General features: G+C 34.6%; 24 protein-coding genes. 1 reads left to right on the top strand and 23 read right to left on the bottom strand.

Going from position 1 to position 22,159, the window contains the following annotated elements; genetic code table 11:
• Window positions 1-10: 10 nt before the first annotated feature.
• From CALKRO_RS13090 to CALKRO_RS03285, 11 genes are all read right to left on the bottom strand, one after another.
• Window positions 11-1,420: a ribonuclease H1 domain-containing protein gene (locus CALKRO_RS13090; RefSeq protein WP_013429703.1), complete on the bottom strand. Its 1,410-nt coding sequence runs from the start codon at window positions 1,418-1,420 to the stop codon at window positions 11-13.
• 639 nt (window positions 1,421-2,059) lie between these two features.
• Window positions 2,060-2,491, bottom strand: coding sequence for a hypothetical protein (locus tag CALKRO_RS03330; protein WP_148222755.1), 432 nt, complete (start codon window positions 2,489-2,491; stop codon window positions 2,060-2,062).
• 157 nt (window positions 2,492-2,648) lie between these two features.
• Window positions 2,649-3,170: a DUF6731 family protein gene (locus CALKRO_RS03325; RefSeq protein WP_237699124.1), complete on the bottom strand. Its 522-nt coding sequence runs from the start codon at window positions 3,168-3,170 to the stop codon at window positions 2,649-2,651.
• Window position 3,171: 1 nt separating this feature from the next.
• Window positions 3,172-4,389, bottom strand: a complete 1,218-nt coding sequence (locus CALKRO_RS03320; RefSeq protein ID WP_013429701.1) for an RNA-guided endonuclease InsQ/TnpB family protein — start codon at window positions 4,387-4,389, stop codon at window positions 3,172-3,174.
• A 32-nt stretch (window positions 4,390-4,421) separates the two neighbouring features.
• On the bottom strand, window positions 4,422-4,922 hold the full coding sequence (locus CALKRO_RS03315) for a DUF6731 family protein (RefSeq protein WP_049775606.1): 501 nt from the start codon (window positions 4,920-4,922) through the stop codon (window positions 4,422-4,424).
• 85 nt (window positions 4,923-5,007) lie between these two features.
• Window positions 5,008-6,159 carry an MBL fold metallo-hydrolase gene (locus tag CALKRO_RS03310; RefSeq protein ID WP_013429700.1) on the bottom strand — a complete coding sequence of 384 codons (1,152 nt, stop codon included), beginning with the start codon at window positions 6,157-6,159 and terminating at the stop codon, window positions 5,008-5,010.
• 213 nt (window positions 6,160-6,372) lie between these two features.
• Entirely contained in the window at window positions 6,373-7,788 is a 1,416-nt protein-coding gene (locus tag CALKRO_RS13085) for a hypothetical protein (protein WP_013429699.1), read from the bottom strand.
• Window positions 7,789-7,876: 88 nt separating this feature from the next.
• Window positions 7,877-8,653: a S1 RNA-binding domain-containing protein gene (locus CALKRO_RS03300; protein ID WP_013429698.1), complete on the bottom strand. Its 777-nt coding sequence runs from the start codon at window positions 8,651-8,653 to the stop codon at window positions 7,877-7,879.
• A gap of 44 nt (window positions 8,654-8,697) precedes the next feature.
• The gene (locus CALKRO_RS03295; RefSeq protein WP_013429697.1) at window positions 8,698-10,563 is read right to left on the bottom strand and encodes a VirD4-like conjugal transfer protein, CD1115 family; all 1,866 of its coding nucleotides are present in this window, start codon (window positions 10,561-10,563) and stop codon (window positions 8,698-8,700) included.
• Window positions 10,560-11,495, bottom strand: coding sequence for a hypothetical protein (locus tag CALKRO_RS03290; RefSeq protein WP_013429696.1), 936 nt, complete (start codon window positions 11,493-11,495; stop codon window positions 10,560-10,562). The genes CALKRO_RS03295 and CALKRO_RS03290 overlap by 4 nt, the downstream gene beginning before the upstream one ends.
• A 24-nt stretch (window positions 11,496-11,519) precedes the next feature.
• Entirely contained in the window at window positions 11,520-11,780 is a 261-nt protein-coding gene (locus CALKRO_RS03285) for a hypothetical protein (protein WP_013429695.1), read from the bottom strand.
• 274 nt (window positions 11,781-12,054) lie between these two features.
• On the opposite strand from CALKRO_RS03285, the gene CALKRO_RS03280 reads away from it, so the two are divergent.
• On the top strand, window positions 12,055-12,375 hold the full coding sequence (locus CALKRO_RS03280) for a hypothetical protein (protein WP_237699123.1): 321 nt from the start codon (window positions 12,055-12,057) through the stop codon (window positions 12,373-12,375).
• A 163-nt stretch (window positions 12,376-12,538) separates the two neighbouring features.
• Here CALKRO_RS03280 and CALKRO_RS03275 read toward each other — a convergent pair whose 3' ends face one another.
• The 12 genes from CALKRO_RS03275 to CALKRO_RS03220 all read right to left on the bottom strand — a co-directional run bounded on the left by CALKRO_RS03275 (window position 12,539) and on the right by CALKRO_RS03220 (window position 22,132).
• Window positions 12,539-13,168 (bottom strand): hypothetical protein, encoded by a 630-nt coding sequence (locus tag CALKRO_RS03275; protein ID WP_013429693.1) that lies wholly within the window; start codon window positions 13,166-13,168, stop codon window positions 12,539-12,541.
• 59 nt (window positions 13,169-13,227) lie between these two features.
• Entirely contained in the window at window positions 13,228-13,479 is a 252-nt protein-coding gene (locus CALKRO_RS03270; RefSeq protein WP_013429692.1) for a hypothetical protein, read from the bottom strand.
• 309 nt (window positions 13,480-13,788) lie between these two features.
• A complete protein-coding gene (locus CALKRO_RS03265) occupies window positions 13,789-14,739 on the bottom strand; it encodes a ParM/StbA family protein (RefSeq protein WP_013429691.1) in 951 nt (316 codons plus the stop codon).
• A gap of 94 nt (window positions 14,740-14,833) precedes the next feature.
• Complete coding sequence (locus tag CALKRO_RS03260; protein ID WP_013429690.1) at window positions 14,834-15,121, bottom strand: HU family DNA-binding protein; 288 nt, start codon at window positions 15,119-15,121, stop codon at window positions 14,834-14,836.
• Window positions 15,122-15,248: 127 nt separating this feature from the next.
• The gene (locus CALKRO_RS03255; RefSeq protein ID WP_013429689.1) at window positions 15,249-15,842 is read right to left on the bottom strand and encodes a hypothetical protein; all 594 of its coding nucleotides are present in this window, start codon (window positions 15,840-15,842) and stop codon (window positions 15,249-15,251) included.
• Between the two features lie 86 nt (window positions 15,843-15,928).
• Window positions 15,929-16,585, bottom strand: a complete 657-nt coding sequence (locus tag CALKRO_RS03250; RefSeq protein ID WP_013429688.1) for a DUF6710 family protein — start codon at window positions 16,583-16,585, stop codon at window positions 15,929-15,931.
• 21 nt (window positions 16,586-16,606) lie between these two features.
• The gene (locus tag CALKRO_RS03245) at window positions 16,607-16,939 is read right to left on the bottom strand and encodes a hypothetical protein (RefSeq protein WP_013429687.1); all 333 of its coding nucleotides are present in this window, start codon (window positions 16,937-16,939) and stop codon (window positions 16,607-16,609) included.
• Window positions 16,940-17,066: 127 nt separating this feature from the next.
• Entirely contained in the window at window positions 17,067-18,020 is a 954-nt protein-coding gene (locus CALKRO_RS03240; protein WP_013429686.1) for an Rpn family recombination-promoting nuclease/putative transposase, read from the bottom strand.
• Window positions 18,021-18,205: 185 nt separating this feature from the next.
• Window positions 18,206-19,978, bottom strand: a complete 1,773-nt coding sequence (locus CALKRO_RS03235; protein WP_013429685.1) for a DUF2326 domain-containing protein — start codon at window positions 19,976-19,978, stop codon at window positions 18,206-18,208.
• Window positions 19,971-20,207 carry an ABC-three component system middle component 6 gene (locus tag CALKRO_RS03230; RefSeq protein ID WP_013429684.1) on the bottom strand — a complete coding sequence of 79 codons (237 nt, stop codon included), beginning with the start codon at window positions 20,205-20,207 and terminating at the stop codon, window positions 19,971-19,973. Before CALKRO_RS03230 ends, CALKRO_RS03235 begins: the two co-directional genes overlap by 8 nt.
• Window positions 20,204-20,947, bottom strand: coding sequence for an ABC-three component system protein (locus CALKRO_RS13080; protein ID WP_013429683.1), 744 nt, complete (start codon window positions 20,945-20,947; stop codon window positions 20,204-20,206). Before CALKRO_RS13080 ends, CALKRO_RS03230 begins: the two co-directional genes overlap by 4 nt.
• Window positions 20,948-21,085: 138 nt before the next feature.
• Window positions 21,086-22,132 (bottom strand): hypothetical protein, encoded by a 1,047-nt coding sequence (locus CALKRO_RS03220; protein WP_013429682.1) that lies wholly within the window; start codon window positions 22,130-22,132, stop codon window positions 21,086-21,088.
• Window positions 22,133-22,159 lie beyond the last annotated feature (27 nt).

Below are 22,159 nucleotides of genomic sequence, written 5' to 3'. Positions count from 1 at the left end.
TCGTTATATCCTAAACATAAAATTCGTTTATAAAATTTAATACTTCCCTAATAAGATTTTTACTTTCGTCAATACTATTTATTACTCTGGAATCATCTATTTCATCTTTTAAAAAACTACTCCAATGAAAAAGTCCATGTCTATTTTTATGATAAAAATTATACATTTTGTTTAGTTTGGAAATGATATCTCTATTTTTTATTGTACTACAACAGGATTTACTTAGTTGATACATTCCGTTATTCTTACGTTCAAATATATTCTCAAAAGTATTACTGTAACACACAATATTAAAGCCTTTCAACACGTATTTTATAAAACCTTCCAAGGCACGTAAAGCAGGAAACACTATAAAAGTATAATCAAACATGTCTCCTTCAATATGTAAATTATAAATAGCTTGTCTCAATGTTTGAGCTAACTTTTGTGGAAGTTTATCTTTAGCATTAAATAAATAAACTTCGTGAAATTCTCTCTCTACTTCGTTTTTGTCTAACTCAAGATTAACACATGTAGAATAAATTTTATGTAACTCATCTGGTGATACAATCTCTGAAATATATCCCAGCAACGATGAAAACAATAACTTGGGTTTTCCCTGTACCACTATCTTACGCTTAGAAGGATAATAATGAGCTACTAACTTTTCCTCATTTAATTTTAATGTATATTTTACAATTTCCGTCAACCCATTACCTTTTTCCAATTTCAACTCAGGAAAATCTTCTTTTAAAAGCTCTATGATAACATTAAAATCCTCTTCTTCAATAGAATTAGCAGTTATCCAACTATCTCCTGTTTCCATTTTGGGATTGTTTTGCAAGGCTTCTCTTGCAAGAAGGTCAGCCAATTCATTGTATTTATCACCGCTATGCGCAGTAACTTTTTTAAATTCTATTTTTATAAAGTCACTGTAACTTCTCAAAAATTCTATATAATCTTTTACGTATTTGCTATTTGCTTGCCATTCACCATAATACCATTTTGATAATCCTTCATAATCGTGACAAATAATTATCTTTTCATATTCTTTTTCGCAAGCCCACTTTACCGCAAATTTTACACCTTCAATTTCACCTGCCACATTACGTAAACTAACTATTTCATTATTTGCTATTACACTTGAAAACTTTTGTTCCTCACCCTCTTTTGTAAGGATAACACAACCAAACGCACACTTGTTTAAACTTTCATTGTAACTTCCATCAACGTAAGCAATAACTTGATTTCCTTTGCTAAGAATATCTTCATACTTTTCAAGTTGGTCAATACTTTTAAGATATAACTCGGCGTCTTCTCTGTTCGCAAAAGCCTTATATTCAGCACCGGGATATCCTTTTACACTTTCCTCGCATTCTGTCCAATTTTCAAATATGCCAGTTTTTCTACCCTTTCGTACAGCATAATATCTCTTTGGCATTTTGAATTCCTTTCTTAAAAGTTTCAATCTGAAAATTTTAATTTAATTTTATAAATTTTAAAAAGTTTTTGCAAGATATTATGAAAACAAAAAACCACAGCTCTCAGGTTTGCCTGCTTCCTGCAAACTAAGCTTCATTCTTGCTTTGCACTATATACCGGAGTCCGCTAAGGGCTTTCGAGCTACTCTGTACCTGCCATAGCTTTGAAAAAGTTTGCATTGCCTTGAGTTTGTTATAAATAACGAACATACGTTGGTGTTAAACCTGGATTTCTTTTGCTTTTAAAAAATTTGACACTCTGTATAAACACCTATAAAATATATTTCTGCCAAAAACTTTAATTTTATTTTGGCATAACTTCTCATCTTTTGCAACAGGTTTTTGTCCCACAAAACAAAAGTCACCGGATTTTCCGGTGATTTTCAGGCTAAATAGTTTGAAAATTTGACACTTTATATAAACACCTAAAATGTATACTTCTGGAAAGGGATTTGAGTATATTTTAACATATTATTTTGGCTGGTTCAATAGTATTTTTTACTAAAAAAACAAAGCCACAAGCAGTTTAATTTATCCCGCTTGTGGCTGTTAAGTTTTCAATTCGAAAGTTCTTTTCTAAGTTTCTTATCTTCTTAATCTCATTCTCCCTTAAACCTGTACTTTTCCTTTAATTCTCTTTCCCTATCAGCATCTAAAACTTTGTCTGGTTTTCTCTCATTAGTTGCTGTTGGGTCTTTAAATACTATGTGCATCACAATATTTATTATCCTGTACGATGACAAAACAAAGAAAAGTGCTGTAAAAATCCAAGTTACCAATATTAGTTTACACAAAGAAATATTGAGTGCAGGTTTAACAAGGATGTTTGTGTAATATTCTATAAAGTTCAAACTCATAGAAAGTCCAAGATTAATAAAGCCACTAATTATAGGAGATCTAAAATAGGTCTTGAGAATTTCCCTGGATGGATTTTTGAAAAGAAATTCAACAACTTTTCTGTCTTTTATACTTAACAAAATTGAAAGAGATACTCCCAAAAATCCTAGCAATATTGAGTCAATTGTAATCATTGCATTCAAAATGCTTCCAAAATTTTGAGGGGGACAGAAGTTATAAGAAATACGAAGGAATAATATCACCGTCATGAGAAAAGACAAAATCAAAGGATATTTTTCTTCCCACAATTTACAAACAAAGTTTTTCCCCCATGCTTTACATTTACACATCTTAACCATCTCTCTGCAATATTCTAATTATATCATATCTCCTCTCTCTATACCTGTTAATCATTTCTTGAAAAACATACTCACAAGCTAAAGATTGTCGTGTAGGTAATTGAAATATTATGTAATCATGAAGCTTTTCTTCAATAAGATCAAGAATTTCTACCTTATCATCCTCACTTTCTTTGAGAGTTACCTGAGCTTTTTTAAAAAACGGTTTATTATTTTTTATGTCCGCTATTGTTTCTACAACAGTTTCAGACTTTAAATTATTTTTTTTAGCTTGACCAATACTTATCGTAATCTCTGCTGTAATCCCCTGATATTCACCAAATGCTTCTACTATTTTCTTTATTGGAGAATTGAAAATACTTACCTCAGGTGGAAGTTGTGCAAATCGGACTGAAATTTTTCTATAGTATCTAGCACCAGAAGCTTTTTCAAATGAAAAAGGATTCAATATGGGACGTAAGTGAACTACCGTCCACCTAAAGAGGTGGAGGCTTCGTGAGAAGTTTGGTAGCATCTCAAGCTACCCTTATTCTCACAGGGTGGTTCACACACCCACTACTGGTTATCTGCTTTACAGCAGACTCACCAGCTACCTTTGCAACTATGTTTATCGCTCCATTTATATCCGCATTTACTACATACCCACACTTTTTGCATACATACAATCCCCTGTATTTCCTGCTACTTTTGCTAACATGCCCACATCTGCTACATCTTTGTGATGTATAACCCTCATCCACTTCCATATACCTTATGCCATAATACATGCACTTCGATTTTAGCTTCCTCTTGAACTTGTCATATGGTATCCCCACAAAATTTTGATTGTTTACTCTTCCTATCTCTATCCCCTGCTTTATACCTTTCATCCTGCCAACAACTACTGCACCTATCTGATTGTTCAAACAGTGCTTGATTATCAAACTCACAGCCTGATTCAAAAAATTGTCAATTATATGCTGCCTTTTGCGAGAAACTAAAGCAAGTTTTCTGCCACATTTTATCCCTTGCCTGCTGTAGATCGACTGAAGTCTTGCCCTTTCTTTGTTGTACCATCGGTTGACTGATTTTAAAAACCTGCCCTCTATCAAAAAGGCAGTCCCGATGGTATCAACCACCGCTGCAAAATTGTCAAGCCCTAAGTCTATTGCTAAACATCTGCTCAAATCAAAAATACTTAGCTGTTGCTCTTCTTCATACACATACTCAATCTCAAACCATCTACCATTAAATCTTGGCACTATCCTGACTTCCTTAATTTTCTTACCCAGAACCGTAGCTGGCAGGTCAAAATACAGGTACCTTACACCAAACTCTTTTGCAAAACTCCTGCCAAGACTCAATCGCACTTTTTTGCCTTCTGTCTTGAACTGGTCCTTCGAAAAAACTATCTGATACATCCCATCCTTCGGCAGGTATTTAGGCATTGAAACTTTTTCTTCTACCTTCCCTTCTTTTTTGGCTTTCAAAAGACTTAGAAAAGATTTAAAAGCTTCATCCACTGAAATAAGTGTTTGCTGGGCAACCTGCGATGGCAAAAGTCTGTAGTCTTCGCTGTCTTTCACAAGATGATATACACTTTCATATCTCAAATATTCCTGAGTTTTAAAGTAGTGTTGCCTTATATAGTACAGAGCATAGTTGTACAGGTTTTTAGAAAAGTGGCAAAGATAACGTAGCAGTTTGTATGTTTGTTTATCACATCTTATATGATTTTTCTGCGTTTTGTACATTTTAATCACCTGAGGAATATTATATCATATTTTTAGCAATTCATCTCCATCTTGGAGAAGATGGAGTCTTCTTGCTTAATTTTTTGATAAATTTTTTCCTCTTGTTCGCCGTTTGAAGCCCACAAAAGGTTTAAGTATTTCTCAATTCCTGTTGCGCCTAAACTTCTAATATTTCGTTGTAACATCACAACATTTAATTCAGGGTCATAAAGCATTGAAACATCTTCACCAATAAATTCGTCATCGTCCAGTTCTATAGGTTCAGCTTCCTGGTCAATCTTTCCCCTTAGTGGAATGTCAGTTTCACGAAGTCTCAAAAAATTAAGAAGCCATAAATTTGTGTCATCAAAGTACTTCATTCTTTCAAGCCTTACTCTTTCATCCGAATAGTCAAATGTCCTTGCTTCCAATGAGTATCCATCAGCAATATTTATCCATCTTGTTAAATCAAATGGTTCATCAGGTGTTTCTGGAGACTGGTTCTTTTTTCTGCTGACTACTTCAAAGTATTCAAACTTAACTTTTCTTTCCATCTGTTCAACTCCTCTCCTTAGAATTTGTTTGACTCAAATTAAGTAGTATCAGTAATTTTTTCATCTGTGACTAATTTCTTCTTTCCTATTTTTTATATCGGCAAAATATTCTGTGGTAATTGACTTTTGAAAAACAAATTAAACCGTTCATTGTTGAAAAATACAAGTTCCCAAAATCATATGTGGAATACACATGTTTGCATATATCTTTTAACTTTGGTTTTATATACCTTTTTAGTTTAGCTCCACAAGAAATCAAAATTGCATAAGACGATAATCGTTCCATTTTTGACGAAAAATGTGTGCCATGATGAGGAGGGATAATAATTTCAAATTTGGTAAGATTTTTGTTAATTAAATCTTCACATATTATACTAGTTTCTTTATTTTCTATATCCCCCATAAATAAAATTTCATTATCCATGTCCCTTAAAACCAAACTCATCCTGTTTGCTGCCTTCCTTAACAGTTTATTTGCTCGTTCAATTTCGGGAGTAATTTCTAATCTCTTGGCTGGAGTGGTTGATACTTCTTTTTCTTCTATTGTTAGCTCTTCTTTTTCTATGTAACCTGGATGTTTATCAAAATCAATTTTTTCTGATATATATTTTGGTAATATTGCGTTATATTTTTTAAAGTATTCCTTTAATTTACTATTTCTTTGCATAGCATTTTTAAAGGCGTTAATAGCCCTTTTGACTTCTCCAATAACCTTTTCATCTTTTATTTCTTTTGGTGGCCATAAAACCTCAAACTTTCTTTTATTAATCTCGATTGTCATACCTCTCACTAAAGGAGAGTATTTTGGGCTCCTGCCTAATATTATTCGAAAAACAGTAATAAGGTCAACAGCAGGAAATCCATTTAATTTTCCCAATGAATAACGTATAAAGTACTCCATAATACTTAATAGACATTTAAAAAACTCTTGAGACGTTCCTTCATCATCTATTACAGGAATAGCAGGGTAATAAATTTGAGAAATACTGCGGAAATAACTTCTTGCTACATCAAAAAACAAACCTTTGTAATGGTCTTCATGAAAATGTGAAAGAATAAATACCTCAGGTTTCAAACACCAGTCCCAACAAAAAGGACAGTAATAACACTCTTCACACATTTCGAAAAATCTAAATAATAATTTAAAGCTTTCTTCATCGCCACCAAAATCAATTTGAATTTTTTTATCAATATTTAATGCTAAACCATCTCCTACATCTAACATCAAACCAACCATTCCTATTTTTCTCCTTTAACTCCCATAGTTTTTGAAATAATTTAAGCTAATTATATCATAAATTTACTCTGTTCTGATATGTTTTTTCATAGCAACGTTAATAGTGCATTCTTCAAAAACACAGGAAGTCGGTATTGTCGCAAAGCTCAGATAGTTTTTCAACAAATGCAACGTACTTTGTGGATAAGTACCTGCATTGTTTTTTTTGACTATTTAAGCAGGGCTTATACCTAAAAATCTCAAAACCTCCATTTCAGTTTCCTCATCATTACCACTTAGTAAATACTCCTTGAAAAGCTTTTCCATGCTTGTATAGATAGAGTTATCCCTTTCTTCTCTGAGCTTTTTGCTGGTACTATCTACTGGCACAGAAAGATTTGATTGTTTTTTCTCAGAAAAAGGTACCTCTTCACCGTTTTTTGCAGTGTCAGCTGTTTGGGTAATTTCAACAGAGGCTTTTGTTTGCAGTTTTTCTGCCACTGCCTCCTCTTCCATAGCAGTGTAGACAGAATTATCCCTCAGTTCACGCAGAGATTTTGTTTCTTGTTTTTGTCGTATCTTAAAAGCTTCCTCTGCGTCCTTGCCCCACAGCGCTTTTTTGTATAAATCTTCCATCTGTGTATAGACAGAATTATCCCTTACCTCTTTCAGTGTCTTATTGTTATTGCTCTTTTTCTGCCCCCAATAGTTTTTCTTTGTAGCGGGTCTATCATTTAGACTGTCAAAGTTCCAACCGTTTTTAACAGCGCAGATGATGAAAGCTGCTGGGTTGAGTACTCTGGTCTTGAAATATACACTGTCCAGTAGCTTGAGTATGTATTCTTTTACCTTTTCTGCAGCTTTTAAAACCTTGGCAATTACATACCGTGGAATGTTGTTCTTTAGCAGTTTGGACACAAGTAGTTCGTCCTCTTTTTTAATCTCAATTTTTTCTTTTTCTGGTTTCATTTTGGGTGGCTTGTTATTAACACAATTAATAATATTATTATCTTTAGTCTTTGTTATGGATTTGCCCTCAAGGGCAAATCCAGCAGTATCAAGGGTTTGCTGGTTTTGATTTAAACTATCTGCTGAAAGGACAGTAATACCCCTATTCTGCACAGAATTGTTTTCTTCTGGCAGATGGGTTGTTGATTTATTCCTTCTGTCCTCTTCAATTTGTTTTGTGCATTTAAGCAATTTGTATTCCGTTTCAACGCTATCTAAGTGTTCTATTTCGGTGTCTATGTTCGGAGAAAGCTCTTTCATATCTTTGAGCAGTTTATCTGTATTTAGGTGTATGTGTGTAGTTGGAGCACCTCTGAACTTCCACACTTTTGTTTCAATGTATCCTTTGTTTTTCAAAATGCTTATTGCTCTTCTTACCTGTTTGATAGTGAGTTTTACTTCTCTGGCAAGCTCGTCGTAACTTTTTGCAAGCCAAAGCTTGCCTTCTCTGAAGATTTTTATTTTGCTGCTGCCGTCTCTTGCTGGCAGGAACCAGTAAACAATCTGACCAAGCGCAATGCCAACTGTCAAATCATCGCCAGCAAGAGACACATACAGCGGATTTACTCTGTATGAATATTCTTTTTTCTCTGCGTTTAAAATGTACTGGACAGCTGGCATTGTTGGTGTTATAATATCCATTAGAATCACTCCTTTGTGAGTTTTTTTCTGTAAAATAAAAAAAGCCCCAGAGGAATTAAACCTCTGGGGCTTCTTTTTTTATTGCCTTTTATATTCTCGGCTCGCTTATTATCCTCACAATATCTCCCCACATCTTTTTCTGTTCTTTGTTTATATCTTTTATAAGCACAACCACGCTAGAGCCAATCACAGGTGTTTTGAGACCCATTGGTGGGCAGAGCACTTGCCGGCCGTCTTCTATCAGGTCTACAAAAATTCCAAGGTTTGCAACTGCTACAACTTTTCCTACGTATTGTTCTCCTACCTTGTATCTGTCCGGATCTTTTTCCCATGGTGTTGTGAGAGCTTCTTTTATACTTATTTGTGGTGGTTTTTTGGATATAACTTTTGCTTTTACGCTGTCGCCCACCTTAAATCTTTCTCTCATGTCGTGTATCCATTTGTAATCGACATCCTTTGCAGTAAGCCCAAATTCGTATCCGAAAGCATCTATATACACGTTTTTGGGTGACACACCAATTACTCTGCCATTGATAATCTGTCCTTCTTTTACATTGTTTTCAAATTCAATTCTTCTTAGCTGTTTTGCGACTTTTCGTGAGATGAACACATTGTCTTTTTGAATGTCTGTTACAACAAACTCAATTGTTGCACCAAGCAAAGCTCCAATCGGGTCATTGACAGTTTGAGTTGACAGGTCAACTTCTTCTGCTGGCAGAAGACACCTTATTCCCTGATACAGTACAACTCCGTATGTTTTGTCGCCTATCTTCTTTTTGCCGGCAAGCTGGCCAGTTAAAATTGTTTTGTAATTGTAGGACTTTTGCAGAAGCCGTCTTACCTCGTCTTTTTGTGTTTGCTTCATTTTAAAATCACTCCCTTTCTTCTTTATTTTTTATCTCAAAAGCCCTACCAAAGCTCGCTATCTGTTTCTTGTTCTTCTGGCAGGGCTTTTGTTTCTTGGGCGGCAACCTGTTCTTTCAGGTCTTTTTCTTTCACCTCTTCTGTTTGAAGTTCATACACCTCTTGCTGTTTTAAAGGAATTTGTTCAGATGTTTGTTGTATCAAGTCTTGCTTGGATTTGTAGCTTGCGATAGATATTGTCTCAAGCTCTTTTGCCTGTTTCATTTCATCAAAGAATATCTTTTCGGTGATAAACGGGTTTTTGCCTCTTAGGATTACGATGTTTTTCTTTGCGTCAAACTTCTTTACTTCATCGGGGTTCAAAAGAAGCCTTTTCCCTACTGATTGCGTTATTCTTTCTGTTTCAAATATTGCGTTAAAGTCACCGGGATGCGATGTACTTCTTGTTTGTATACTTTTTATACCCAAAAGCTCTGATACATATCTTGCTGTATCAGGGTCATTTACACCAAGACACAAAAATGTATCACAGTTGCCTATTATCTCTTTCCACTGTCCTCCCGGGTATCTGTCTTCAATTTGGGGAATACTTTGGATAACTATCTGACAGTGCAGGTTTCGTTTTCGTATCGTTGAGATTTTCTTGGTAAAGTCAGGTATTTCACCAATGTTGCAAAACTCATCCAAAAGAAAGTATACGTGTCTATCTTTTATGGTTTTATCAGTAGTTGTATCGTGGAGCTTTACAAGTTTTATAAACAAAAAGCTAAAGAAAAGAGAGCTCATAAAGCTGTATGCCGAGTGCTGGTCAGGGATGATACAAAAGTATGCAGTTTTTTGTAACTTTGGAGCAAGCAGTTCTATTTCGCTTATCTGGGTCATTTCTCTTACAAGCTTGTTTTGAAAAAGCTGAAGTCTTGTTCCCAATCCCATTACAACGCCTGTTTTGACTTTTTCATTTACTTGCGAATACAGATTATATGCCATTTTTGCAGCTTTGCTATCTTCAAGGTTTTCAAACAGCTTTACAATCATTGCAGGGTCTTTTGATGCAAGAAGGTCATATACCTTTGCCATGTTCTGTTTTTCTGGTGGAAGAAATTCTTTTACATAAAGTACAAGAGCTTTTAAAAGATTCAGTTCTGCTCTGTCCCAGAAAGGATCTCCACCTCTTCTGCCTGTTTCTGTGTTCTTTATTACAATATCCGCAAAAACCTGGGCGTCTTCCTCATCTTCAATCGTATCAAGCGGGTTCCATGGGTCGGAGAGCTTAAAATCTACAAGGTTGAGTGCTTTTACAAAGTAGCCTTTTTTCAGAAGATACTTATATGTGTGTTCAAGTATTTCGCCTGATGGGTCTGTGATTACCATGCTGTGTCCTGCTTCAGCTAAAGCTATCACATTTGGTATTATGAACGTTCTTGATTTCCCTGCACCTGTTGCGCCAAGTACCATTACGTGCTTGTTATACCTTGCGTTAAATGGCAAAGTTACAAGTTCATTTGAGATTTTGCCTAAAATTATTCCCGGTTTATTAAAACCCAGAACTCTTCTTGCCTCTTTTTCTGTCATCCAGTCTGATGTTCCATATGTTCCTCTGGGGTCTTTTGGTGCTTGACTGCCAAACAGCGCTTTTATTCTTTCTTTGTAAGGGAGCAGCAAAAGTGCTCCTGCAAGTAGTAAAAAAGTTGTAAAACCAAGCCATGCTTTTTTGATATCAGGGTTTGAAAATACATTTTGCAAAGCTTTTACAGGGTCTGTTTCTATTTTGATTTGCGGTGCTTTTTCTGGTGAGAAGAAAAAGCTTTCCTGGTTTGCTTTCAAAAGGTCTGTTAGCATTCCTATAATATACCCTGTGAGAAGGTAAAAAAGAACTACTGGCAGGATAAAAATAGCAAGCTTCCTCTTCATCTGTTCTCACCATCCTTATATCCTACAGCTTTCAAAAATTCTGAAAGCTCAAGTGCTGTTATTTTGGCTTCAAGTCCTTTGTATCTGTCTTCAAGACCTTTGAGAGTGACAATTTCTATCGTCTTGTCTGTCACTGCTTTTAATGCCTGAAGTCTTCTTTTTGCTGCTATGTCTCCTGCACCTATGTGAATTATCCTGTCTTCTGTTTCGAAGTCGCCATGTGCATTTCTAATTATGCTCTGTGTTTCTACTGGCAAGGAATTTAAGATTTTTTCTTTGTAGTCTGGTATACCAATTATGGTATCAAGAATCTTGAGCCCTGCCTGTGTGAAGCCAAGCACGTTTATTTCCTTTGCTGCTATGTTTTGAATTTTCTCTTCTGTTGCTAAAAATTCTTCAACCTTCTCTTTTGATTCGCACAGAACTACAAACTTTTCTACTCCAAACGTTGTTGCTTCTTTGATGTCGGTAAAATACTCTGAGATTGTCTTTTGTCCTGCTTCTTTTGAAATTCTGTAAATACCATAGCCTCTTGCCACACAGAGTATCTTGTTCTTATCGCTCATCTCAGTGCTGTCGTTTCGTGTTTCTCTTTTAAAATCCCAGCAGCTAATAAAGTGTGGCAAAATGTATTCTCTTGAGCCAATTTCATAGACTTTTTGCCAGCGCCAGATAACCTCTTCTGCCGTCATCTTGACAAGTGGTTCAAATGTTATTCCTCTTACTTCTTCAAGGTATGCTATACCTGCCTCGCCAAGGGTGATAATGTAGTGATTGACTTTTTGAAGGTAGTTTCTACTGGTGAGTTTTCGTATTCTGTTGTAAGTTGTCCATGGACTGCCGTATATTTTTTTTGTCATGTCGTATGGCACCATCTTGAATTTTACAATCATGTCAAAAAGCTTGTTGTCCTTTTCGTTTATCTGCAGCATTGCTTTTCAGCTCCTTTGCTACTGCTATATTGCTCTGAAAAACGTTCTGCCATCTTTTTTGGCTTCTATTATCCTGCCATTTTCGAATTTCAGTTCTACTCCTACTGTTTGTGCTAATTTGTTGATTATTTTCTTCATTTCACCGACATAGTCGTCGTCTATAGATTCATCGTCGCAAAGAGGCATAAAACTTAACCTTGATGTTAAAAATCCAAGAAGCCTTATAATTTCTTCTTCGCTCATGATGATTGCTATCTTTCTTGATTTTATCTTATTTGATTTCAACTTAAATTCCTCCTTTAGATTTTGTTTTTGATACTGCTGGTTATTTTACAATAAGCAGTAGATAGTTTTTGGCAGTATCAAAAAAAGCAGTAGCAAAGGCTACTGCTGATTTTTGATACTGCAATGCAGTATCTTTTGCTACTGCTTTAAAAGATATGCCACTGTTTGCAAGGGAAGACTACTTTCGCCCAAGCTGATTTGGTCAGCTTGGGCTTGCTACTGGTTTTATTTGTCATCTGGTTGTTTGGTAGCAATAAAAAACAGTAGCTATTTAATGCTACTGCTTGCAAGAAGCAGTATTTTGTGGCAGCTAAAAGGCTGCTCTCTTACTACTGCTGCTTTTGAGCTTATGCAAGGCAGTGCTACTTTTGCCGAAGCTGACTTTATCAGCTTCGGCTTGCTACTGGAAATTAAATTGCTACTGGTTACTTTTGGTTCTGCCAGCTCGGTTGTATCTGCTAATTGTTGCTATGTGCTGCTAACTCATTCCGAAGTGATGAAAAACTACTTTCGCTCGGAAACAGAATGTGTTTCCGAGCCTGAAACAAATTTCGTTTTGTACACCCTTGCAAGCCAGATTTTTTCTGGTTTTTAGCTTCTGGGGGTATACTAAACCCTATACAAAATACAGATTTTTACATGCTTTGTTTTGTATATGATTTTGTATATGATTTAGTATACAAATTAGGTATACAAAAGCAATGCAACTTACTGCAATTCATTTCTACTAATGCTATTTTTCTACTGGGAACACATTTTCATTTCTTATCTTTCTTGTTGTTTTTTTCTTGGGAATTTGGAGGTTTTCTTGAGGCAATTTCAGGGTCAGGTTGTGGAGTATATGACGATACCTTGATAATAGTTTTTGGAAACATATTCTTTGAAGCATGTCCTTCGAGTGTGATTTTTACATGTTCCATAGTGTCGTTTGGTATTACTCTGCAGGTGACAAGTTGATTGATTATTGTTTTTATCATCCTATTATCTGTGTCTGCTTTTATGAATGCACTTACTGGCACATAGAACTCAAAATGAATATGAGCTTTTTCGAACCTTGGCTTTTCGGAAAGTGAATTTACAGCATTTGTTATTAAATCTTTCCATTTGAAAGAGTCTTCTTGGGTGTTGACTTTGTATACTGGCGGAACATCATAAATTAGAATCTTTAAAACTCCGTCTTTATATTCAGCTTCAAACTGGTCAATCATAAGACTGCTGTCAACCTCAAAGTCATACTGTCTGATATAGTCATTGTCGAACATTTTTAAGAAGTTTTGCCAGTGAAAAAGATTTTGTCTGAGTTTGAAAACCCAGTATTCAGTTTCTTTGAGATACTTTTCGGTTTCGCTCACGAGGTACCTAACCTCTTTTATTAAAGGGTTGTCCATCTCAAACCACCTCCTGAAAAAAAAACAAAGGCAGGGAAGAAAAGTATCCCTGCCTCATGCTACAGTTTAGAAAAAGCATCAAGCATTGATTTGACTGATTTTTTGTTAAGACCAAGCCCAGTTTCCTGCTGCGGTTTGTTTTGTTCAGTGTTGTCTACCTGTATAGTTTTAAGCTTAATTGTTCCAGACACGACTGCTTTTGTGGCATAATACAGCTCAAGAGCGTCAAGTATAACTTGTTTTTTGTCGTTTTCGTTCCAGAACGGATGGTCTTCGGGAATTCTGACTGCAAACACATTGTTTTTTTTCATCTCAAACACCCTGTAAACGTATTTTGCCCTTATTTTATCTTACTTTCAGGGCATTAACAAGCCAATTTTGTAAACACATGTGTAAACGGGTTTAGTTCTTGATTTTCCTATATTTTCTCCACAAAATGCCTCAGTTTTGTTTACAAATACCCCTTAAAATTACCTCAAAAAATGCTTTTCTGTTTACATTTTGGTTGGGTAAAAACACTTGAAAAGAGATTTTAAGCGTGTTTTGAGCGTTTACAGTATTGTTTACACTTTTAAGGTTTCAATGGCGTCAATTTCAGATATATCAAAACTTCAAACCGTTTACACTCCAAGGTTTAGCAATGTTAAATATCCTTTTGCATTTGCAAACTGTGCATTGTCAAGTACCTGAACGTTGTCGAATTCCTTCTGGAGGACAGATGCAACGTTGAAAGCTCCACCGCCTGCTACAAGCACTCCGTCAAATGTATCAAAACCTCGTTGCAGTCTTCTTGAAATAGACTGGACTATATCATCTGCTATAGCTGTGAAAACCTCTTTTTTATGTGGTTCAATATCTATCTTCCTGCCACGAACAGATATATGCAAGCGTTCATGGATATCAAAAAGCAGGCTTGTGTCATAACTAACACCGTATTTTCTCTCAATCATCAAACCAAGTCTTTCAACCGCCAATGACATTCCTTTGTCAACTGTAAAGCACATGTCAAGCAGAGGATTTATATTTTTGTTTCTGATTTCAACTACAATCACGTCTGTTGTTCGAAAGCCAACATCTAAAATGCAATATATTCCATCTTCTACTGGTGAGGTGATTGAAAACATAGCTCCAACGCCTTGTGGGAATACCTCACACCTTGTAATGTGATAGCTGTGTGCTATACCGTTGCTGTCGATGATTATTTCCTCTGAAAACTCAAAATAGTCTTTTACCTTCCCTTTTAGTTTAGGATAGAGCATAAGCGGAAGACCAAGACCGAGTTCTACTTCTCTGTCACATTCGAGTGCCATAAGTGCTGTCAGAACAAGTAGTTTCGAAAACTCTGTGGAGAATCTTTCTTCTGAAAAGCTTGTTTCTGTTATCAAACACTGTGTTGCTGCTTTACCGACTGCATATGTTTGATTCATGTAAGTTACAAAGTAGTCACTTGTGGGCTTGATTCCTACATCAGTCATAAAAGTTTTAGCCACTGCAGACGGGAAGATTACCTCTTTGCCTTTTTCGTTTATAGCTTTGGTAAAACCAAAACCGACGTCAATACCACACTTCATTGAAAATCACACTCCCTTTCTTTGATTTTTGTGTTTTACTCAACAAAAAATATAAAGCCTGCTGGTATCCCAGCAGGCTTGTTAAGTTAACTTTTTAGCTTTTGGATGGGCCAGACACAGCCTCTTTCAAAACCTTTCCTGCTTTGAAAACTGGAACTACTGTTGCAGGTATAAGAATTTCTTCACCTGTTTGAGGATTCCTTCCTTTCCTTTCAGCTCTTTCTTTCACTTCGAATGTACCAAAGCCAACAAGCTGAACTTTGTCGCCTTTTGAAAGAGCTTCTTGAATGCACTCAAGCAAAACGTTCAAAGCCTTTTCAGAATCTTTCTTGGTAAGACCGCTTTTTTCAGCTATTGACTTTATTAATTCTTCCTTTGACATAGCAAACACCTCCTGAATTTAGTATTTGTTTTATTTGTTATGAAGGCAAAAGAGCAAATACCCTTTTGCCTTTGATGACTAAAGTATAGCATGTTTAATGTTTTAAAGCTTTTCTACTCTGTTTCTTTTATAAGGATTTCCATAATTTGTCAGCTAAAAACAAAGCTCTTTTAGTTTCAGTCAAATAAACTGCCTCACCTAATGAAAGACAAAGAATGTTTTTTGTTAAGTCCTCTGAACAAAGTTCTAATAATTTTTGTTCTGGAGCTTTTGTGAATATGAGCATGTTGGGAAATTCTTCTGCAAAGCCATGGAAAGATTCCATTGTTACAAGGAGAATATTGTTAAAATAATTGACTGAATGTAGAATTTCTGAAAGATAGAGAATGGTATCTTTTTTAGCCCTATCAATTCTGGTTACCACAAACACAATTTTCTTTTGTGTTTTATCTTTGGCTTCTCTCCAGATAGTAGGCAGCATATTGATATTTGAAAATTCAGCTTTGAAATTTTTCTTATAATACTCATAATCTAAATCATCAACAACAGAAAAATACAGAGGTTTGTAATCATAGTCTTTTTCTAAAACCTTTGCGATTGATATCGCAGTTAACTTTTTCCCCATACAGCTGCTGCCCCAAAGACATAAAGCTTTATCTTTTAAAAGATCTTGAAGTAGCTCTTGGGTTTTAATAATTTTTAGTTCTGCTAAAAAAGACATTTTAACCACCACCTTTATATTCGTTTTAAGTTTGTCCTTTCTGGTATCTTTTATTCGTTTTATTCTACAAAGTGAAAGAGTTATCGTTAGAACTGAAAATTCTTTTGCAGCTCATATTTCATTTTTGCAATTTCGAAAAGAAGAGCTATTCTGAAATCTGGAACATCAAATATTAGTTTGCCTGTGGCAGATTCATACCAGTTTTGCCCATCTGTATAAATTTTCTCAAATAGCGGGGTTATATCTATCTCTTTTGCTTCTATCCAACCTTTTTTATAACCACAGCCTGCTGCGATTGAATGATGACCATTTGTGACAAAGCAAATATCCAATGGAACATAATATTCGGCAAAATGATTGATTTTATAGTATTTAAAATCTTCTTTGCTGAGAGTTTTAATCATCTTTTTATATCTTTCGCTATTCCATGGATAAGCAATTACACACGTTGTTGAAAGGTCTACTTTAATAATTGGTACTTGGGAAATATCATAATCAAGATAGCCTAGAGGAAACCACGAGGTTCTGTTAAGCATATTGTTGGGGTTATATATTATTTTTGTCAGTATATCACTTCTGAGATCCTCTTTCACCAATCCTTCAACAAATGACAGAATTTTTGCTTTGTTCTCTTTGTCTTCGTCTTCAATCGCTTTTTGAATAAAGTCAATCGCAAAAGTGAACTCTCTTTTGGGGTCAACAACAAAAACATTTGTCTTCTTTTTTAAAAACTTTTTAAACACTCAAGTTCAACTCCTTTCTTTTTAGTTGTTTAACTCCTCATTAAGAAGATGCACAAGATTGTTAAGCACTCTTGCCTGTAAAAATGGTTCTTGGTTCAGCAACGTAATAATTTCATTGCAAGCACGGCTATATTTTCTTTCCATGAGCGCTTTTTTGATAACAACAAGATGCCTTAAATAGCTTGTGTGCAGTAAAGTAATTTGAGATTTAGCATATTTCTTAGATGGTTTTAAATTTTCAATATGCTTGAGAAACTTCTTTAAAGCATCCTTTGCAGCTAAATTTTCTTTTTCTGTGATATTATTTTCCCAGTTGTCAAAAGGTTCTAACAAAGATATGAGCCTTTCTCTCATCTTAATTGCTTCACTCCTTTTTCAGTTGCACTAAAAATGCTCCTGTAAAAACACAAAGGCAGGCACATTTTTAAAGTGCCTGCCTTTGTGCAAGATGCGGGTTTAAGTTTATAATATTTGTAGTTTGCTATTTGAGGTTATTTCGAAGTTCCTGGACTTTTTCAATACTGAGTCCTGTGACTTTTGCTATGAAAGAATCTTCAGCTCCTTCTGCAATCATTCTCTGAGCTACTTCTATAAGTGCTTGTTCCTTACCTTGTTGAATACCTTGTTGAATACCTTCTTTAATAGCAACTTCTCTTTCTTTTGCTAATTCCTTTTTCAATCCTTCTCTTATCTTTTCTGCAGTGTTGAGAAACATTTCATTCACCCCCAATCTGAGAAAATCGGACTTGAACAAAAACTCGTCTACTTCCATATCTGTGAAACCGTATCCCTTTAACACCACGTGGTACAGCCATTCACAAAACTCTTCCTTTTGTTCTTCAGAAAACTTAATGTGTTTACTTAAATATTCAAGCCTTTCAGCAACTTTGATTGGATTTTCTGATACTTTGTCAATATACAGTGCTGCTGATAGCAGATTAGAACCATTTAGCAGTTTTTCGTCATCTATTTCTTTGATGTCAATGAATATGAAATTGAACTTTTGCACAAACTGCTCAAAATCCTCCCAGTAGAGAATACCTTTTTCAAAAGATGTTGTAGGTGTCCACCTTTCCTGCCCAGTGTACAATACAACAGGTATTACTACTGGAAGAAGGTCTTCAATAGCATATTTTTTCTGTATCAGCAGCACATATTCATATATTCTGCAGTGGAACAGCTCTTCTTTTGTGTTTTGAAACTCTAAAAGTACGCAGACAAAAGCGTCTTTGTACTTTATTTTATATACCACATCCGACCTGCGTGCTTTCCACTGACTGTTAATTGATTCTGTTGCAAGTATTTCAATGTCATCAAGTCCGATTTTACAGGGTAGAAAGTCACCAAAAAATTCAGTTATAAACCAGTGGATATTAACCTTGTTTGTGAAAATTTTCTTAAAACCCGCATCTTTGGAGCGTCTTTTTTTACTCATCTTTTGTTAAACTCCCCCTTTTGTATTAGACTCAGATGAGGGCGGGGGACACCCTCAAAAAATCTCCTCAATAATTATTTTACCCCTAAAACATCAACATTTCAAATTATTAGAAAGGGACATGGGCTTTAGTGGCAAAAAGTGTCATTTTTTAATAGTCCTTACTTTTGCCGTCTTTACAGCACCTAAAATCTAACCCCCAAAAGACCGCCATCGTCTGTACTGTCGGTAAATATAGCCCGAATTGAACTTTTAAACTTTTGCTGCATCTCAGATGAAAATTCATTTATCGGTATCATATCTGAATTCAAAGTACAAATATACTGGAATCCTCTTTCAATAGACTCTTTATATGCTAACTCCAAAGCCCTTGCTTTTTGTCTCTCATCTACACCGTCAAATATAATACTATCGTGAATTAAAAATCCTGGCATGTCTTCATAAATACTTCTTAATTGCATTAAAGCTAAATCATAACAAAATATCTGCATATTACTTATTCCCTGACTTTTTGCTCTTTTCATTTCAATCTTAAATCTATAGCCATCATCAGAAACTTCAATACCTAAAAGTCCGGGCTCTTCATATAGATACTCAATATTTTTGTTGAAATAAGTTATAATTTCTCTCCTCTTTAATTCTCTTTCTTTAAAGTCCTGCCTCATTTTATTTAATAATTCTTCTTTCTTTATCTTCCACTGACTTATTTTATTCTCAAACTCATTGATATACTCAATTCTACTTTTTATTTCTTCAATTCTTTGAGATAAAACAGAAGCTCTCTGTTGCAATTTTGCAAATTCTTCTAACGCCCCATGGGTTTCCAAAATTTTCATCAATTCTGCTCTTTGTTCACTCTTTTTTTCAATTTCCTTTTCAATTTTATTTATTTCTTTGTCCAATCTTTCTATTTCGCTGTAGAGATACTCTTTTCTGTTAGCTGTAATTTTTTTATGGAATTCTAACACCTCTTCAATTTTCTTTACAACATATTCTTTCAAAAGTATTCCACATTCCTCGTAAACGTTTTTAATATGGTCTATAGAAACATCCTTCTCTTCTTCTATACTATCTTCATATCTTTTTTTGAGAGAAATCAACAAGTGTCTTTTATCACGCAAGCTATGAATTTCGGAAGTAATTTTATCGCATTCTCCCTGGATTACGTAATACTGAGGATGCACTCTGAAGGTTCTCAGCTGATTATTAAGTTCTTCAAGTTCACTTGTAAGATTTACAAGCTCAGCTTCAAGTAAACCTTTATCTAATGAACCTTTTTCTCCAAAATATTCGACTAAAAATCCTTCTTCAGCCATTCTTCTTAAACTATCAATATTTTTCTTTTCATCTTTTAACAATTGAAGTTCCCGGGCATACTCCCAATTAAGTCCTAACAAAAATGCTTGGTGTATTTGAATATCAAATTCTTTTTGTTGTTCAAAATGTTTAAATGGACTCAAATAAGCACCTTTCCCATGTCTTACAAAGTATGAAATCAAACTTCTAAAAGAGAGCTTGTATTTTTTTTCATTATTGATTTCAAACGGAATATCAAACATTAAATAACCTAAAACTTTAACCCAATCTTTCACATTCATTATAAATTCATTTTTTTTACTATCATAATTAGGTTTTATTGGCCAGTCATTAAAATCCCCTTTTAATATCACTTTGGAAGGATCACTTGTTTTTCTTGCAACTACATAATCTTTTTTACGTAATGTCAAATCCATAATAAAAGTCCAATCTTTTAATTCTTTTGATTTAAGAGTATTTAAACTATTTAAGTTACCTCCTAAACAAAAATGTATTATTTCTATCAAAGTAGTTTTTCCAAGACCATTTCTGGAATCTTTGTTGCTTGCTTCTTTTGTCCTCTCAGCCAAAATAACATTGAAACCTTTTTGAAATTCTATATTTTTAAAACTACTTTTATCACTCCTTATAGCTTTAATCATCTTCTTTACTCCTCCTGAGAAGCCCATTTTCAAACTCTATCATTCCCAATATGTACAAAAAGTCTAAAGTTAAAATAAATTTTTCAAAATTCTTAAGCTCTTTATATTTTATCTTTACTTTTTCCCATAAAGCTGAAACTGTCTGAGGGTTTTTAAGTTCTTGTAGAATATAGCTTCCGCAGCCCAGTAGAGAATAGGATAATTTCGTAGTCTTATTTGGAAAAATCATTTCTCAAACACCACACATCTTTCAAAATAATATGTAACTATACCTAAAGCTGCTCTCTGATATTCAAAAGACGTTCTTCCGTTTCTTACATAATCCCACAATGCATAAAATATATCATTTACAGATAGTTTCTCTTTAACTTTCAATTCAAGATATTTCTGTCTTATACAAGCTTCTAAGTATTCTGGGTATCCATCTTGAACTCTTTCGTTCAAATATTGACCTAATTTTTTCGAGCTGCAAAGCCCTGTCAGCAACAGCTCTATAACATCTTCAGATAGGGTATTTCTTCTTATCTTTTCCTTTAAAGAAGGTATATCATAGTCTTCTGGATTAATATCTGCTATTTTCCGTTTTACTAATTCTTCAACAATATCACCAAAATGGTCATAGGAAACATCAATTAAAGGATTATTCAATCTACTTTTTACCCACTTCTCATGTTCTATTTTGATTTCCTTTAATTTTTCCACTGTATATCGTTCCTCTGCATTATCTATTTTTGTGTGACAATTCCTACAAACAACAATTAGATTTTCGTAACTATTCAGAGCCGATTCTGACAAATCACAACTGCCACGGGGTCCTTCGCTGCTGTATCCTATTATATGAGCAATTTCAGCTATTATATGAACACAATTTTCTTCTATTGTTGCTAATTCTGCTTTACAAATAGCACATCTGTTACCGCTTCTTAATAATACTGCTTTTTGTATGTGCGACGGTATTTTTCTTCTCAATCCTGTTCACCTGTGTACAAAATAAGGTATATAAACATTTTACAATGTTTAATAATATTTTTTCAACATAATTCTCTTAAAAAATAAAAAGGCAGACACCATTGGTAACTATCTGTGCCTGCCTCTGAAGATTTTTTTCTATTCGAGCAACCCCTTTTCCTTTATTCTTTTCACAATCTCATCCCATTCTTCCTTGGTTATGAAGCTATTATCAAAAACACGTGAATACGTTACAAGAAGGTCATTTACAATAGCAGAATAAGCTATCTCTGGACATCTTATAAACCTGTCAGCAAATTCAATGTTGAAGTTTATAAACTTCATCTTATAGTCTTTTATAGTCTCATGTATTTCCGACAAGCTTTCTAAATCATATACTTCGAGTTTCAGGTTTTTGTCATTGAAGTTCACAAACAGCATGTCTGAAGGTTGAATGTCGCAGAGTACACCAATGAACGCATCAATAAAAAATTGCCTTATCATTCCTTGCTGAGTCTGCATCAAATGATTTTTACAGAGATTGTATTTTCCCACATTATAGCTTGCTGTTTTGTTACAAACAAAACAGTTACCAGTATAAACTTTCTTCGGTTCTTCAATATCATCGTCAAGCCATATGTCTTTGTGACTCAAAATCACTTTTGGTTTTTCTACTATGTCATATTCGCAGCCTAATATCTTTTCTCTAACAAGAAAAAGTTCGCTACTGGTGGGGAAATACAAATCATTTGGTGGCAGACAGCTGATGTAATATAGTTTATCATTTAAAACTTCTGCATAAGTTATGTTTTCATGGGTTGCTACGGAACTTTCAATAACTGCTCTGTCTATTTTGCTTTCATTTATACCTTTTTCAATCAGTCTCTTTTCAAGTTCGGAAAAATCAATGTCAGTTTCATTTACAAATAAATCGTAATCACCAATCTTTAAAAGAAGCGTTGTGTAATGTTTTTCAAGGAAGAAATCTGCAGTAATTTTTGTTATGGCTTCTGCTTTTAATTCTCTGCTGTGAGCTGAGCAAACATAAATTTCTTCATCTCCTGTCACAATCTTATAGCGTGCATTGTCAATACAGTCATAGATACAACAAAGCTTATTAGTTTCATCAGCTGGCAGTATTTTTGCGTCTTTTTGAAGAAGTTTTTTCTCAATGTCTACAGTGGTGATTTTTTCTCTTTTTTTCATCTAAATACCCCTTTCCTTTTGCTTTAT

Origin of the sequence: Caldicellulosiruptor kronotskyensis 2002 (genome assembly GCF_000166775.1) — a bacterium.
Lineage (GTDB): Bacteria > Bacillota > Thermoanaerobacteria > Caldicellulosiruptorales > Caldicellulosiruptoraceae > Caldicellulosiruptor > Caldicellulosiruptor kronotskyensis.
The sequence above is the reverse complement of the archived record's forward strand: the minus strand, read 5'-3'. Positions and strand labels throughout refer to the sequence as shown.